Source organism: Vibrio zhugei (genome assembly GCF_003716875.1).
Lineage (GTDB): Bacteria > Pseudomonadota > Gammaproteobacteria > Enterobacterales > Vibrionaceae > Vibrio > Vibrio zhugei.
Window position 1 is genome coordinate 1485822 of sequence record NZ_CP033078.1, and the last position, 16045, is coordinate 1501866.

Below are 16045 nucleotides of genomic sequence, written 5' to 3' on the forward strand. Positions count from 1 at the left end.
GTCAGTCGCAATCCAATGATCTGGACGTGACTAGCGAGACATTGTCAAAAAAGCAGGTGAATACGATTGTTGATAATATTAACACCCTGTACCCGGATGCCTCTAAAAATCTGAAAGAAAAAGCCGCCGATGTGGTCATCCGCGCCGTCGAAAACTTGGTGTATGTTAAAGGTGGCACCTTTGATATGGGCGATTTTAAAACCAACTGTAATATTCCATCAAAAACGTTTGACCGCATGGATTGGTCACCGGATGCCAGCTGTTTAGCCTCTCCTGCAAGCGTGGCGAATGGCGCGCAACATTTACACCAAGTTACGCTTGATTCCTACTCTATCTCGAAATATATGACTTCATTCGGTGATATGGAATGGATGCATAAAATCAACCAATTACCAGTTGCGCTGTATGCGTTTCATGAAAAACGTCAAGTAAAACGCAGCGATGCAGATTACCAAGACAGAGTCGATTATGCTTCAGATTACCCCGCGTCAACCAAAAGCTGGCAAGAAGCCAAAGATTATTGTTTGTGGCTTGGCAAAATTTCAACAATCAAGTTCGACCTCCCTACCGAAGCTCAGTGGGAATACGCCGCGCGTAGCCGTGGGAAACATGTGTATTATGCAACGAATACCGGCTATCGCCAGGTTCGCGAAGGCAGTTACTATAATCCCAAAACCCAAAAATATGTTGAATATAACAACAATCAAGTGAACGCCTCGAATCATATTGAAAAGATAGGTGTCTATCCCCCTAATCCATTAGGCCTTTATGATATGACGAGTGTCAATAAACAATGGGTTAATGATTGGTATAGTAAGAATTACTACCTACACTCTCCTGAAAAAAACCCAAAAGGACCAAAAACAGGCTCTGAAAAGGTTGTTCGCAGTGGTGTAGCCGTTAGAGTATTTGGCCGAAGAGGTCAAGATCCACAACTGAAATACCATTCAGTAAATTATAGTTTTCGTTGTTCAGCAAATTAACTATTATATACTAGGTATCGATATAACTCGATACCTAGTATATAAATATAAACTTATACAAAATACTCATTCGAATCCGGTGTCGTTAGACGAGCAATCTTACCTCTCACTTCGGCTTCTTTATTTCTGAACTGATCGCCAGTTAATGGCGTAAATGCTAAGCGACCGTCTCTGTTGAGTAAATCTCGTTTATCTTTAACGCTTAACTCTAAAATCCAATCATCAAATTCATCTTGCTGATCGCCATCTAATATCGCATTAATGCGTTTTAAATTAGCAATCATAGCATCCACGTTGCCTTCTTTATGACCATCTTTATTCATCCGGCATAATACTTCCGACAACTTACGCCAACTTGTGACTGTGTTACTTAATAGGTAACAAATAGCTTTCTCTTGCTTTTCTGTGGACTTCCAGAAAAAATCAGTCACAAGAGTATGCAACATCATGCCAATTGTTTCCGGAAAGAGTAATGACTGATCATATTTTTCCCATACTTGGCTATTATCATTCAATACATTATCTGCTATTTTCAAGGCGTCTTCTCTTACTTTTCTTCTTCTAGCGAAATAGTCCTCAAAGAAATCAAACCCTTTCCCCATATATTTAGTAAAGGTTTCACTGGGGTCATCAATCAGTTCAGAGGCAAAAGCAACATAAGTCGAGTTTTTAAAATATTCGTATACTGGAGGCTCAATGTTTCTTAACTGACGATAATCTACATACTGTAACCCTTTAGCGATAACAATAAACAAATCAAACAATTTGCCCACATCAATTTCTGTGGCAAATCCGCCTTTGGCACCAGGGCCCCAAACCACTTGTGCAGAGCAATGTAAATAAAATTTACTGTTGTCAATTAAAGCTAGCTGAAAATCGACGCCCGCGCCGGCACCAAAGGCCACATTGCCTTCTGCAGACACTTGCGCTAACGCGGAAAAATCAAGTTTGGGGGCATCATCCGGATCTAACCACTCAACTGCGCCTGTGACCTGCCCGCCCGATTGGGCGCCTGCAAAGCCGCCCGCCTTGACACCGATATTGCCGCCGGGAGTATTCTCAGTTTTACGTTGTGGCTCAATGCTAACGTTGGGCGCAATAATAATATCCGTACCAGGGTTCGGGTTTTCCACCTTTTTATCGGTCGTCGCAGCCGCCCCCACATTCCCGGATGCCGTCACACCAAGAAATGCACTGAGCTCAATCGCCGCTTTAAATCGGAAACGCCCAAATGAATAACGACAATCCTCTTTTTTCTCATTTTGGTAGGTTAAACTGAGCTCCCACCCTTGCTTATAAGGCACGTAGGCTTCTGTTTTGACCGCCGCCTCTGCCAATGAAAACGAGGCGTCGGCCCCCACACCAATGTCCGCCGAGACACCATCTTGTAACTCTAATTTGCTACCAGCGCTGGCCTGAGCCGCCCAGCGGAATAATTGGGCACTACTACTTAAAGCAAATACCGTTTTACCATCACTATTATTGAGGTAACCATGCGCCTCCCATGCGACCCAGTTCCACCCTTCGACCTCCCACTTCGCAAGATTGGCTTTGAGCGTTTTGGGGATCTCTTTATTTTTAAATAAATCTTGTCTTAGGCTCTCTTGGAGTTTCTTTTTAAATTTCTGCGGATCCAATGCATCCAACGCTTCTTTGAAACCGACATCCGATGTATTCGAAACCCAATGTTTATCTTTTTCTCTCAATAAAAACTGAGGACGCACATATATCGTCCGATTCTCGCCCGCCACTACAATCTCTTTGATATGATCGGTTGCTGCTGGTTTCAATGTTTTCTTTCTAATATGAGCAAAATCGTTTAAATCTACTTTTTGTTTCGTGGCCGAGACTGATTTTTTTTCTGCTTTATCCAATAATGATTGCCAATATTGTTGATCATCTTCGAGCTCAGCAAGCAGTTTTTCGCCGATAATTTTGCCAGATTTATCTTGAAAAAACTCATGGGTATATTCATCGACAAATCCAATTTTTTGGCTTATTTCTTCAATCCTTGATTCGATCTGTTTCTTATTTTCATCCTTATCAAGACCAGACTTATTCCCCGATGTATCACTCTCGCCTGTTGTGGCAACTTGCGACGGTTCACTCGTACTCTCGCCTGTCGAAGCGACTTGAGGCTGATGACTCGACGTGTCTTCTCCATACCCCACAGCGCCCGCATTGATCACCGACTCTAACCAAGCTTGACGATCCAATATGTGCTGTTTAACGTCTTCTTCCGTTGCTGTCTCTGGGTTGGGCGCTTTACTATTTAACTCTTTTAATTGCTTGATAAATCCTTGTGTGATGGTCTCTTCTTCAAGCAGTAAATCTTTATCTTTTTGCGTGAGACAATAAAAATCTGCTGGCTTATGTTCGTCATCTAAAACAAAGACGATATCGACCAACTCTTCCGCCACACACGTTGGCGCACTGCTAATCGCGCCTTTTTCGCAGGTACCTCTCAAAATACCAGGAGGCGGAACTTGATTCGCTGCTTCCGTTTGTTTGAGTGTCTCTTCTTCAGGTAAACGGATCGTTTTCCCCGGAAAAATCTTATCAGGATTGGCTTGATATTCAGGATTCAACGCGAGAATATCGTCAAATAATACATTGTGTTCAACGGCAATGCCTAAAAGAGTGTCACCCGATTGTATCGTGTAAGAATTCGACATTAAAAATTATCCCCTATGACCACTGGTCTAAAACAGTTTGCATGTGTTCAAGTTTTGCATCGGTTAAGATCCAAGGCTGCGATTCATCTTTTTGTTGGGCCGCATCCATCGTAGAGACAAGCCATTGTTGCTGTGACGTCCAAATAAACTGCTGAATGCCTGGAAATAACTGAGTGCGCTCTTCGTCACTCATTACGGCTAAAAGAGGGAGTAATGTTCTTGGATCGTAATAACGCAATAACACTTCGGTTCTTTCATTCGGTGCCATTATGGCTTGACGCAATGTACTCAGTAACGTCTTCCATTCAATGTCGTCGCTCGTCGTAATAAAACACCCACACGGCGATGCATTCATGTGTTCCACGCACATATCAATCAATTCCTTGGAGCGCGTAATACGCATCACAACCGGTCCTTCATCAATATGTTGATAAGGCGTCGTATGAAATAAAGGGGCAAATTCAGGCTCGACACCATGTTTATATAAGTTAAATTTCCAATCTTCCCAAAGTAGCGTTTCAACGATCATATAAAGAGCGGGCGAATGATAGAGTGAATCTAAATCAAAAGGATAAATTCGCCATTCGGGATTTATTGGTGCACTGGACATGTTCCACCTTTTCCACAATTACAAATTTCTTTGGTTAATTCGCCGTTTGAAACCATTTGACTATAAGTACCGGGCGTGACTGCGGTATAAACGTTAGGGGATAACCCAGACTGACTGGGTGTCGCTGTGTAAGCAACCGCTTCCTCAGGGGCATCGGCCGCGTCCACACCACCTGGCAACTTCGCCACCAGGCCACAGTTGAGATTAATGCCCGCGCCAGAAAGATGCACGCCTGCTGGATCGACTTTGACAAAGCTGCCACCGGCCACCGCGGTAATTTCTGCGCCGGATTCAATCACCACTTTTTGACCGGCTTTGATATGAATTTCCGTGCCCGATTCATTCACCCACACTTTGCCCGCTTTCACGTGCATGTCGCCATCAATCACAAAGGTGCGGTTTTTATCCACTGCGGTGCGGCTTTCGCCTTTGGTCGATTCATGCTGATTGCGCTTGACCTTGGTGTAGTCATGTCGGTCAACAGTAAGGTGCTTATCATTGTGCACCACACGCGTATGGTCATTGTTGGTGATGCCGTCGTAATCTTTCTGCGCGTGTAAGAAGATGGTTTCTTCATCCACCTGATCTTCAAAACTCAGCTCGTTGTAGCCATCCCCTTGATGGGTTTCAGTGCGAAGCACTGTCTTGGTTTTATGATCCGGTAATACGTACGGCGGAATGTTGTTCTCGTTGTAGGTCCCACCCGTCACAATCGGTTGATCCGGATCGCCATTTAAAAATGACACAATCACTTCATGACCAATACGCGGAATGGCGGACATCCCATATTGGCTGCCCGCCCAACCTTGAGACACGCGCACCCAGCAAGAGCTTTGCTCATCACTGTTGGAATAGCGATCCCACGGGAAATGCAATTTAACGCGGCCGTGCTCATCACAAAAGATTTCTTCGCCATCCGGCCCCACCACAAACGCAATCATCGGGCCATCCACTTGCGGTTTCGGGGTGGGCTTGGCTTGCCAAGTGAGCGTCGCGGGGATCACCGTAAACTGGTTCGCATACGTGGTTGCGCCTGAACCGCCTTCTTCTTCTAAGGCTTGTGGCTGTTCACCTTGCACGCTCAGCCCAACCACTAAATAATCGCGATTCAACTCATCGTTCAGATGCTCAGTCAGCGAAAATTGATACCCAGCTTGTAAACATTGCTGGTTACTTTTCCCTGTGAGCGTTTGCGATTCACGGCGTAGATAAGCAAGACGAATAGCATTAAACGCTTTACCGCTTTCGTCGTCTTTATAGCGACCTGGCGCATCATAATGCTCATACCCGGATAATTGATAATCAATATCTGAGGCAACGGCGCTTTGTGCAAACGTATAGGTCGGTTTACCTCTTTTATGTAATAATATAGCGATTGCTCCTATAGATACAGAGCGAGCATGCTCCCAATTATAATGACAAATTCTTGTTAATTTGTGCGTGGCTACTGAAAGCAAACCGTCAATCGATTACAATAATACCATCATTCAAATACCATTATTTTGCGCTATGAAACTCTATTGGCTTACTCTACCTATATTACTCGTTGGTTGTCAGTCGCAATCCAATGATCTGGACGTGACTAGCGAGACATTGTCGAAAAAACAGGTGAAGACGATTGTTGACAATATTAATACCCTGTACCCGGATGCCTCTAAAGATCTGAAAGAAAAAGCCGCCGATGTGGTGGTCCGCGCCGTCGAAAACTTGGTGTATGTTAAAGGTGGCACCTTTGACATGGGCGATTTTAAAACCAACTGTAATATTCCATCAAAAACGTTCACTCGCATGGATTGGTCGCCCGATGCCAGCTGTTTAGCCTCTCCTGCAAGCGTAGCGAATGGCGCGCAACACCTTCATAAAGTTACGCTTGATTCCTATTCCATATCAAAATATATGACCTCATTTGGCGATATGGAATGGATGCGTAAAATTAACCAATTACCAGTTGCGCTGTATGCGTTTCATGAAAAACGCCAAGTAAAACGCAGTGACCCAGATTACCAAGACAGAGTCGATCATAAATCAAATCGTCCGGCGTCAACCAAAAGCTGGCAAGAAGCCAAAGATTATTGTTTGTGGCTTAGGAAAATTTCAACAATCAATTTCGATCTCCCTACAGAAGCCCAATGGGAATATGCCGCGCGTAGCCGTGGGAAACATGTGTATTATGCCACGAATACCGGCTATCGTCAGGTTCGCGAAGGCAGTTATTATGACCCCAAAACCAAGAAATATGTTGAATATACAGATAATGAAGTCAACGCCTCGTTAAGTATAGAAAATATAGGTATTTACCCTCCAAACCCATTAGGCCTTTATGATATGACAAGCGTCAATAGACAATGGGTTAATGATTGGTATAGTAAAGATTACTATCTACATTCTCCAATAAAAAACCCCCAAGGACCAGAAAAAGGGGCTCAAAAAATTGTTCGTTCTGGTAGAGCCGTCAGAGTCTTTGGCCGAGGAGGTCAAGATCCACAACTGAAACATCATTCAATAAGCGACAGCTTTAGATGTGCAGCAAATTAACGATAACTGTCAGATTAAGAAGTCTGAGCTATTACAGATAAACATTAGGTATCGAGAAAACTCGATACCTAGCATATAAATAGAAACTTATACAAAATACTCATTCGAATCCGGTGTCGTTAGGCGAGCAATCTTACCTCTCACTTCGGCTTCTTTATTTCTGAACTGATCGCCAGTTAATGGCGTAAATGCTAAGCGACCGTCTCTATTGAGTAGATCTCGTTTATCTTTAACGCTTAACTCTAAAATCCAATCATCAAATTCATCTTGCTGATCGCCATCTAATATCGCATTAATGCGTTTTAAATTAGCAATCATAGCGTTCACTTTGCCTTCTTTATGACCGTCTTTATTCATGCGGCATAATATTTCCGATAATTTACGCCAACTTGTCACGGTGTTACTTAATAAATAGCAAATGGCTTTTTCTTGCTTTTCTGTGGATTTCCAGAAAAAGTCAGTGACTAAAGTATGCAACATCATGGCAATCGTTTCTGGTAACAGTAATGATTGATCGTACTTTTCCCATACTTGGCTATTGTCATTTAATACATTGTCAGCAATGTTCAATGCTTCTTCTCTTAATGCTCTTTCTGCATCAAAATAGCGATCAAAAAAATCAAATCCCTTGTTCATATATTTAGTAATGATACTACTTGGATCATCAATCAGCTCAGAAGCAAAAGCAACATAAGTAGAATCTTGGAAATATTTATATACATCTTCTGCTATATTTTTTAATTGTCGATAATCCACATACTGTAACCCTTTAGCGAGGACAATAAATAAACCCGATTTCAGATAATAAGTGCGACATTCATGGAAATATGTAGAAGAGGAAGCCAACTGCTGAAAGTGGTACGCTCTTCTCGCCAAAGAAACAAGCAGTACTACCATGAATTATCAACAGTTGACCGAAGGCAGAAGATACCAGATTTCTGCTCTTTTGGAACGGGGAATTTCGGTTCCTGAAATAGCTAAAACAGTTCAGTGCCACCGCTCGACGGTATACCGTGAGCTTAAACGCGGTCGGAAGGGAGAGCATTATTGCCCTAACGAAGCCCAGATGTCGTCTACCAAAAAGCGCAAAACAGCACGTAAATACCGAATACCAAAGGAACGTGTCGATTTTATCCGCCTTCTTTTAGAAACAGATTGGAGTCCAGAGCAGATTTCTAATGTATTAACGAAAATTGGTGCATCTGTCAGTCATGAGTGGATCTATCGCTTTGTTGCTCAAGATAAACGCTTGGGCGGTAAGTTATATCGTCACTTGAGACAAGGTCATAAGCGGTATCGCCGAGGTAAACAAGAGAAAGCTCCAGCGATAAAAAATGCCGTTTCGATTGATGATAGACCAAGCATCGTTGACAGTAAGGAGCGGTTTGGTGACTGGGAAATCGACACTGTGCTAGGTAAGCATGGTACAGGTGCAATGGTGACTATTTTAGAGCGTAAGACTCGATTTTACGTGGTAAAGAAAGTGCCATCTAAGTCAGCGGATGATGTCACCAAAGCGACAATAGAGCTACTGAAGCCCTATAAGAAACATGTCCATACCATTACGGCAGATAACGGGCGAGAGTTTGCAGGTCATGAAACCATCGCAAAAGAATTAAAGGCTGATGTGTACTTTGCTCATCCGTACAGTTCTTGGGAGCGTGGTGCTAATGAGAATGCGAACGGTCTTTTAAGGCAATATGTGAAGAAAGGAACCGATCTAACGACAGTGACGGACATCGATATAGAGTTCGCTTTATCGCGGATAAATTACCGTCCGAGAAAGTGTTTAGGCTTCAAGCAGGCAGCCATTATATTTGAGGAGATGGCTTTAGCTTCTTGATATTGGAGAGTGTCGCACTTCGCAGTTGAATTCGGGAATCAAATAATTTATCGCCATCGATTTCTGTGGCAAATCCGCCTTTGGCACCAGGGCCCCAAACCACTTGTGCAGAGCAATGTAAATAAAATTTACTGTTGTCAATTAAAGCTAGCTGAAAATCGACGCCCGCGCCGGCACCAAAGGCCACATTGCCTTCTGCAGACACTTGCGCTAACGCGGAAAAATCAAGTTTGGGGGCATCATCCGGATCTAACCACTCAACTGCGCCTGTGACCTGCCCGCCCAATTGGGCGCCTGCAAAGCCGCCCGCCTTGACACCGATATTGCCGCCGGGAGTATTCTCAGTTTTACGTTGTGGCTCAATGCTAACGTTGGGCGCAATAATAATATCCGTACCAGGGTTCGGGTTTTCCACCTTTTTATCGGTCGTCGCAGCCGCCCCCACATTCCCGGATGCCGTCACACCAAGAAATGCACTGAGCTCAATCGCCGCTTTAAATCGGAAACGCCCAAATGAATAACGACAATCCTCTTTTTTCTCATTTTGGTAGGTTAAACTGAGCTCCCACCCTTGCTTATAAGGCACGTAGGCTTCTGTTTTGACCGCCGCCTCTGCCAATGAAAACGAGGCGTCGGCCCCCACACCAATGTCCGCCGAGACACCATCTTGTAACTCTAATTTGCTACCAGCGCTGGCCTGAGCCGCCCAGCGGAATAATTGGGCACTACTACTTAAAGCAAATACCGTTTTACCATCACTATTATTGAGGTAACCATGCGCCTCCCATGCGACCCAGTTCCACCCTTCGACCTCCCACTTCGCAAGATTGGCTTTGAGCGTTTTGGGGATCTCTTTATTTTTAAATAAATCTTGTCTTAGGCTCTCTTGGAGTTTCTTTTTAAATTTCTGCGGATCCAATGCATCCAACGCTTCTTTGAAACCGACATCCGATGTATTCGAAACCCAATGTTTATCTTTTTCTCTCAATAAAAACTGAGGACGCACATATATCGTCCGATTCTCGCCCGCCACTACAATCTCTTTGATATGATCGGTTGCTGCTGGTTTCAATGTTTTCTTTCTAATATGAGCAAAATCGTTTAAATCTACTTTTTGTTTCGTGGCCGAGACTGATTTTTTTTCTGCTTTATCCAATAATGATTGCCAATATTGTTGATCATCTTCGAGCTCAGCAAGCAGTTTTTCGCCGATAATTTTGCCAGATTTATCTTGAAAAAACTCATGGGTATATTCATCGACAAATCCAATTTTTTGGCTTATTTCTTCAATCCTTGATTCGATCTGTTTCTTATTTTCATCCTTATCAAGACCAGACTTATTCCCCGATGTATCACTCTCGCCTGTTGTGGCAACTTGCGACGGTTCACTCGTACTCTCGCCTGTCGAAGCGACTTGAGGCTGATGACTCGACGTGTCTTCTCCATACCCCACAGCGCCCGCATTGATCACCGACTCTAACCAAGCTTGACGATCCAATATGTGCTGTTTAACGTCTTCTTCCGTTGCTGTCTCTGGGTTGGGCGCTTTACTATTTAACTCTTTTAATTGCTTGATAAATCCTTGTGTGATGGTCTCTTCTTCAAGCAGTAAATCTTTATCTTTTTGCGTGAGACAATAAAAATCTGCTGGCTTATGTTCGTCATCTAAAACAAAGACGATATCGACCAACTCTTCCGCCACACACGTTGGCGCACTGCTAATCGCGCCTTTTTCGCAGGTACCTCTCAAAATACCAGGAGGCGGAACTTGATTCGCTGCTTCCGTGTGTTTGAGTGTCTCTTCTTCAGGTAAACGGATCGTTTTCCCCGGAAAAATCTTATCAGGATTGGCTTGATATTCAGGATTCAACGCGAGAATATCGTCAAATAATACATTGTGTTCAACGGCAATGCCTAAAAGAGTGTCACCCGATTGTATCGTGTAAGAATTCGACATTAAAAATTATCCCCTATGACCACTGGTCTAAAACAGTTTGCATGTGTTCAAGTTTTGCATCGGTTAAGATCCAAGGCTGCGATTCATCTTTTTGTTGGGCCGCATCCATCGTAGAGACAAGCCATTGTTGCTGTGATGTCCAGATAAACTGCTGAATGCCTGGAAATAACTGAGTGCGCTCTTCGTCACTCATTACGGCTAAAAGAGGGAGTAATGTTCTTGGATCGTAATAACGCAATAACACTTCGGTTCTTTCATTCGGTGCCATTATGGCTTGACGCAATGTACTCAGTAACGTCTTCCATTCAATGTCGTCGCTCGTCGTAATAAAACACCCACACGGCGATGCATTCATGTGTTCAACGCACATATCAATCAACTCCTTGGAGCGCGTAATACGCATCACAACCGGTCCTTCATCAATATGTTGATAAGGCGTCGTATGAAATAAAAGGGCAAATTCAGGCTCGACACCATGTTTATATAAGTTAAATTTCCAATCTTCCCAAAGTAGCGTTTCAACAATCATATAAAGCGCTGGAGAATGATAAAGTGAATTTAAATCAAAAGGATGAATTCGCCATTCGGGATTTATTGGTGCACTGGACATGTTCCACCTTTTCCACAATTACAAATTTCTTTGGTTAATTCGCCCCGAATTCAACTGCGAAGTGCGACATTCTCCAATATCAAGCAACCAAAGCCATTTCCTCAAATATAATGGCTGGCTGCTTGAAGCCTAAGCACTTTCTTGGACGATAGTTTATCCGAGATAAAGCGAACTCTATATCTATGTCAGTCACCGTCGTTAAGTCAGTTCCTTTCTTCACATATTGCCTTAAAAGACCGTTCGCATTCTCATTAGCACCACGCTCCCAAGAGCTATAAGGATGAGCAAAGTAGACATCAGCCTCTAATTCTTTTGCGATGGTTTCATGACCTGCAAACTCTCGTCCGTTATCTGCCGTAATGGTATGGACATGGTTCTTATAAGGCATGAGTAGCTCTATGGTGGCTTTGGTAACATCATTCGCTGACTTAGATGGCACTTTCTTTACTACGTAAAATCGTGTCTTACGCTCTAAAATAGTCACCATCGCACCTGTACCATGCTTACCTAGCACGGTGTCGATTTCCCAGTCACCAAACCGCTCCTTACCGTCAACGATGCTTGGTCTGTCATCAATCGAAACGGCATTCTTTATCGCTGGCGCTTTCTCTTTTTTACCGCGGCGATAACGCTTGTGTCCTTGCCTCAAGTGGCGATATAACTTACCGCCCATGCGTTTATCTTGTGCGACAAAGCGATAGACCCACTCGTGACTGACAGCGGCCCCAACTTTCGTTAATACATTGGAAATCTGCTCTGGACTCCAATCTGTTTCTAAAAGAAGACGGATAAAATCCACACGCTCCTTTGGTATGCGGTATTTACGCGCTGTTCTGCGCTTTTTAATCGACAACAGCTGGGCTTTATTTGGGCAATAAATGTTGCCTTTACGACCTCGCTTAAGCTCCCGATATACTGTCGAGCGGTGGCACTGAACGGTTTTAGCTATTTCAGAAACCGAAATTCCCCGTTCCAAAAGAGCAGAAATCTGGTATCTTCTGCCCTCGGTCAACTGCTGATAATTCATGGTAGTACTGCTTGTTTCTTTGGCGAGAAGAGCGTACCACTTTCAGCAGTTGGCTTCTTCTTCTACGCTTTCCATGAATGTCGCACTTATTATCTGAAATCGGGACCGTTTGAAACCATTTGACTATAAGTACCGGGCGTGACTGCGGTATAAACGTTAGGGGATAACCCAGACTGACTGGGTGTGGCTGTGTAAGCAACCGCTTCCTCGGGGGCATCGGCCGCGTCCACGCCCCCTGGCAACTTCGCTACCAGTCCACTAAAGCCGCTGCCGGCGCCGGCGCTACCGCCTGAGTTAAGGTTGATACCCGCGCCAGAAAGATGCACCCCCGCTGGGTCGACTTTCACAAAACTGCCACCGGCCACGGCGGTAATTTCCGCTCCAGATTCAATCACCACTTTTTGGCCCGCTTTGATATGAATTTCACTGCCCGATTCATTGACCCATACTTTGCCCGCTTTCACGTGCATATCACCATCAATCACAAAGGTGCGGTTTTTATCGACTGCGGTTCGGCTTTCCCCTTTGGTCGACTCATGATGATTGCGTTTGATCTTGGTGTAGTCATGTCGATCGACCGTGAGATGTTTGTCATTGTGTATAACGCGCGTATGGTCATTGTTGGTGATGCCGTCGTAATCTTTCTGCGCGTGTAAGAAGATGGTTTCTTCATCCACCTGATCTTCAAAACTCAGCTCGTTGTAGCCATCCCCTTGATGGGTTTCAGTGCGAAGCACTGTCTTGGTTTTATGATCCGGTAATACGTACGGCGGAATGTTGTTCTCGTTGTAGGTCCCACCCGTCACAATCGGTTGATCCGGATCGCCATTTAAAAATGACACAATCACTTCATGACCAATGCGCGGAATGGCGGACATGCCATATTGGCTGCCCGCCCAACCTTGAGACACGCGCACCCAGCACGAGCTTTGCTCATCACTGTTGGAATAGCGATCCCACGGGAAATGCAATTTAACGCGGCCGTGCTCATCACAAAAGATTTCTTCGCCATCCGGGCCAACCACAAAAGCAATCATAGGACCATCGACTTGGGGTTTCGGCGTTGGCTTAGCTTGCCAGCGTAGAGTGGAAGGAATGACGGTGAACTGATTCGCATACGTCGTCGCCCCAGAGCCGCCCTCCTCTTCTAACGCCTGCGGCTGCTCGCCTTGAACGCTCAAACCGACCACTAAATAATCACGATTGAACTGCTCATTCAGATGCTCAGAGAGTGAAAATTGATAGCCCGCTTTTAAGCTTTGCTGATTACTTTTGCCCGTCAGGGTTTGGGATTCACGACGTAGATAAGCCAAGCGGATATCATTAAACGCTTTACCACTTTCATCATCTTTAAAACGACCTGGGGCATCGTAGTGTTCATAACCCGTCAGTTGATAATCGATATCGGCCGCAATAGCGCTTTGTGCAAACGTATAAGTGGGTTTTTTAAAGCTATAATCACGAGTAACGGAATGGGTAAATTCTGACTGAGTATGAGCGGCCAACTCTTTGATAAATGGGGCGTCATTCGCACCACCAGCTAAAGCATTGTAAGGTACCGGCTCCGCGACCCAAGGAAAACTGGCGGTTTTATCCGTAAACAACAGCGTGTGCTTACCTTCTTCATGAATAAAACTGTAAACCAGTCCTTCTTCTGCCGCTATGCGGTGTAGAAATTCCATATCCGTTTCTCGGTACTGCACACAGAATTCACGCTGCGCGCACTCTCGATCAATGGAGAACGCATAATCGTTGATATTCATCTCTTGCAACAAGATAGAAATGATTTCTGGAACGGTTTTTAACTGAAACGAACGGCTATTGTGTCGCAGGGCAAGACGCTCGAGAGAGGGTACGAGCGTTAACGAATAAAAGCTAAAATGATGGCCAATGTCGCCTTGGCTGAAATGACTGACGATACCATTAACACGCTGCACCAATTCACCGTTTCGGTAGAGAGTAAGCTCAGCGTTCCTATCAACGACTTGATCTGGAGTGATATGAGACTGTCGGCTTGCTAAATCAATCATATAGCGAAAGCCATAGCATGCCTCATTTCGAAATTCACTATCGGAGATGGATTCATGTCCATCAAATCGACGCACCACCAGTGTGTCGTCGTCTAGGCCATCGATTGTGATTGCATAGTGTAACGTCGCCATCCTGACATTTCCTTTCGTGTTCTTATATACGTCAAAAACCTTAAGCACAACACATTGAATCCAAAAAGGAATGCGTTGTGCTTAAGGTTTAATATTATTGCCCGAGGGTCCTCGGGCAATGTTAAGCGCGCGTAAATTACGCTTCAATCGGCTTACGCCAGTCATCAGAACCTGAAGTACCAGCATTCACGTGATCCCACGTAATTTTGCGGTAAGTCATCGATACGGTTAAGTTTTGTGTAAAGTCCGCTTTCGCTGGATCTTGACAGTGTGGCATTTCACATCGAATGTCGACGATAGAAGCATTTTCTAGCTTCGTCGTGAAGAAGTTTTCTTGCTTACCTTCAATCGATGTGCGGTACCATTTCAATTCCACATTCGTCATCTTTTCACCTGACGCCAATGCGTTGTATAGTAGAGGCACGGCTTTGTTCAGCGTTACGGTAAACTGGAACGGCTTGTGAACACGCTGACCAGATGGCTGACCCGATTGTGGATCCGTTGGTACGGTCACATTGTGGTCAAAGTACTGAACCAGCATCTCGTCTTCGTGACCTTCAACAAATGAGTCACCGATTGAATCAGCAGTACATGCGCCTGCAGTGATAAGACCCTGAGTTTGACCTTCGATAGAGATATAACATGGAGTTGGCATGGCTTAATTCCTTAATTTACTTGTTTCATCAAATTTGTATTGCGTACCAACAAGAGAGCAAAGTCGATGCCAATATTGGTATCTTTATTTTTCAGTAGGTTATAATTACACTCCAATTAATAAAGCAATAAGCTGCCTATAGCTGAGCAAGATCTTGCTCGCTGGGCAAACTTCGACTCACCTAACGCTCAATAGCTTTTATAGAGTTCCTCTTCCACTTTACGCTGTTCTGTATGGTTTATTGTTTCATTTTTCCCGTGACGGAGAGCGTAGGCACAGTAAGCGATCCAGCATACATTGGCTGTTTTACCTACGGAGCAATCATAGCTAGTTGACCGATTCATCCCAAGAGTAGTCGATGACTGGGTCACCCGCCTTTTCAAGAGTGGCTTGCAGTGTCAGTCACTCTTGTCTGAGGGCCCATAAAAAATGCCAGCATGAATGCTGGCATTTTATTTCAACGGTCTTCAATACAACATGGTAGAGAAATTAAAGGATATTGAACGATACCGTTAGGTTATACGTTTCCATATCATCGTGATCCATTTTGTAGTTCGAATAGTTCGCACCCACAGAAATAGGACCAAACACTTCGTAATCCGCACCGACGCTGTACATCACATCGTAACCATCATCACTGCCATTATCAGAGTCTTTATCCCACTTATGTAGACCGCCTTTCGCGTACACTTGCAGTGGGCCAAAGTTGATGCTTGGTTTCAAGGCAATATAAGTATCGTTGAATGATAAATCACTGCGGTGGTCAAAACTATCAAATTTATTTAAACCCGCTTCGACACCGATAATTGGCAAAAGACCGGTCCCTGCATGGATGTTGTACGCAGTACCATCAACGCCATCAATTTTTGCATTACCGACTGATGCGCCGCCGTAAATCCATGAGTCAGCGAAAGCAGATGTTGAAGCACCAATCAGTGCCAGTGCAAGTAGTGTTTTTTTCATGAGTAATCTTCTCTCAGTCAGTTAA

General features: G+C 44.3%; 13 protein-coding genes. 3 read left to right on the forward strand and 10 right to left on the reverse strand.

Annotated elements, in window-relative coordinates:
• The first annotated feature begins 56 nt into the window (after window positions 1-56).
• Window positions 57-983 (forward strand): formylglycine-generating enzyme family protein, encoded by a 927-nt coding sequence (locus EAE30_RS12100; protein ID WP_241967651.1) that lies wholly within the window; start codon window positions 57-59, stop codon window positions 981-983.
• 53 nt (window positions 984-1036) lie between these two features.
• On the opposite strand, the gene EAE30_RS12105 is transcribed toward EAE30_RS12100, so the two are convergent.
• From EAE30_RS12105 to tssI, 3 genes are read right to left on the reverse strand one after another with little or no spacing between them, the layout of a single operon-like run.
• Window positions 1037-3658 (reverse strand): LysM peptidoglycan-binding domain-containing protein, encoded by a 2622-nt coding sequence (locus tag EAE30_RS12105; protein ID WP_123016151.1) that lies wholly within the window; start codon window positions 3656-3658, stop codon window positions 1037-1039.
• Between the two features lie 13 nt (window positions 3659-3671).
• Window positions 3672-4268, reverse strand: a complete 597-nt coding sequence (locus EAE30_RS12110; RefSeq protein WP_123016152.1) for a DUF4123 domain-containing protein — start codon at window positions 4266-4268, stop codon at window positions 3672-3674.
• On the reverse strand, window positions 4250-5725 hold the full coding sequence (gene tssI / locus EAE30_RS12115; protein WP_390903949.1) for a type VI secretion system tip protein TssI/VgrG: 1476 nt from the start codon (window positions 5723-5725) through the stop codon (window positions 4250-4252). Before tssI ends, EAE30_RS12110 begins: the two co-directional genes overlap by 19 nt.
• A 121-nt stretch (window positions 5726-5846) precedes the next feature.
• Here tssI and EAE30_RS12120 point away from each other — a divergent pair, with 121 nt between their 5' ends.
• Entirely contained in the window at window positions 5847-6803 is a 957-nt protein-coding gene (locus EAE30_RS12120) for a formylglycine-generating enzyme family protein (protein WP_241967653.1), read from the forward strand.
• 87 nt (window positions 6804-6890) lie between these two features.
• On the opposite strand, the gene EAE30_RS12125 is transcribed toward EAE30_RS12120, so the two are convergent.
• A complete protein-coding gene (locus EAE30_RS12125; RefSeq protein WP_164711851.1) occupies window positions 6891-7559 on the reverse strand; it encodes a hypothetical protein in 669 nt (222 codons plus the stop codon).
• A gap of 139 nt (window positions 7560-7698) precedes the next feature.
• On the opposite strand from EAE30_RS12125, the gene EAE30_RS12130 reads away from it, so the two are divergent.
• On the forward strand, window positions 7699-8646 hold the full coding sequence (locus tag EAE30_RS12130) for an IS30 family transposase (protein WP_123014135.1): 948 nt from the start codon (window positions 7699-7701) through the stop codon (window positions 8644-8646).
• Here EAE30_RS12130 and EAE30_RS12135 read toward each other — a convergent pair.
• The 6 genes from EAE30_RS12135 to EAE30_RS12160 form a co-directional block, all read right to left on the reverse strand.
• Entirely contained in the window at window positions 8615-10603 is a 1989-nt protein-coding gene (locus tag EAE30_RS12135; protein WP_123016156.1) for a LysM peptidoglycan-binding domain-containing protein, read from the reverse strand. The genes EAE30_RS12130 and EAE30_RS12135 overlap by 32 nt on opposite strands.
• A gap of 13 nt (window positions 10604-10616) precedes the next feature.
• Entirely contained in the window at window positions 10617-11213 is a 597-nt protein-coding gene (locus EAE30_RS12140; protein ID WP_123016157.1) for a DUF4123 domain-containing protein, read from the reverse strand.
• Window positions 11214-11292: 79 nt separating this feature from the next.
• The gene (locus EAE30_RS12145) at window positions 11293-12240 is read right to left on the reverse strand and encodes an IS30 family transposase (protein ID WP_123015357.1); all 948 of its coding nucleotides are present in this window, start codon (window positions 12238-12240) and stop codon (window positions 11293-11295) included.
• 89 nt (window positions 12241-12329) lie between these two features.
• Entirely contained in the window at window positions 12330-14402 is a 2073-nt protein-coding gene (locus tag EAE30_RS12150) for a type VI secretion system Vgr family protein (protein ID WP_123016158.1), read from the reverse strand.
• Window positions 14403-14538: 136 nt separating this feature from the next.
• Window positions 14539-15057 (reverse strand): Hcp family type VI secretion system effector, encoded by a 519-nt coding sequence (locus EAE30_RS12155; RefSeq protein WP_123016159.1) that lies wholly within the window; start codon window positions 15055-15057, stop codon window positions 14539-14541.
• Between the two features lie 489 nt (window positions 15058-15546).
• Window positions 15547-16020: an outer membrane beta-barrel protein gene (locus EAE30_RS12160; RefSeq protein WP_123016160.1), complete on the reverse strand. Its 474-nt coding sequence runs from the start codon at window positions 16018-16020 to the stop codon at window positions 15547-15549.
• Window positions 16021-16045 lie beyond the last annotated feature (25 nt).

Excerpts from the sequence above, each read along its gene's own strand:
- EAE30_RS12105 (WP_123016151.1), bottom strand. The coding sequence starts at position 3,658 with ATGTCGAATTCTTACACGATACAATCGGGTGACACTCTTTTAGGCATT.
- EAE30_RS12110 (WP_123016152.1), bottom strand. The coding sequence starts at position 4,268 with ATGTCCAGTGCACCAATAAATCCCGAATGGCGAATTTATCCTTTTGAT.
- EAE30_RS12130 (WP_123014135.1), top strand. The coding sequence starts at position 7,699 with ATGAATTATCAACAGTTGACCGAAGGCAGAAGATACCAGATTTCTGCT.
- EAE30_RS12135 (WP_123016156.1), bottom strand. The coding sequence starts at position 10,603 with ATGTCGAATTCTTACACGATACAATCGGGTGACACTCTTTTAGGCATT.
- EAE30_RS12140 (WP_123016157.1), bottom strand. The coding sequence starts at position 11,213 with ATGTCCAGTGCACCAATAAATCCCGAATGGCGAATTCATCCTTTTGAT.
- EAE30_RS12145 (WP_123015357.1), bottom strand. The coding sequence starts at position 12,240 with ATGAATTATCAGCAGTTGACCGAGGGCAGAAGATACCAGATTTCTGCT.
- EAE30_RS12150 (WP_123016158.1), bottom strand. The coding sequence starts at position 14,402 with ATGGCGACGTTACACTATGCAATCACAATCGATGGCCTAGACGACGAC.
- EAE30_RS12155 (WP_123016159.1), bottom strand. The coding sequence starts at position 15,057 with ATGCCAACTCCATGTTATATCTCTATCGAAGGTCAAACTCAGGGTCTT.
- EAE30_RS12160 (WP_123016160.1), bottom strand. The coding sequence starts at position 16,020 with ATGAAAAAAACACTACTTGCACTGGCACTGATTGGTGCTTCAACATCT.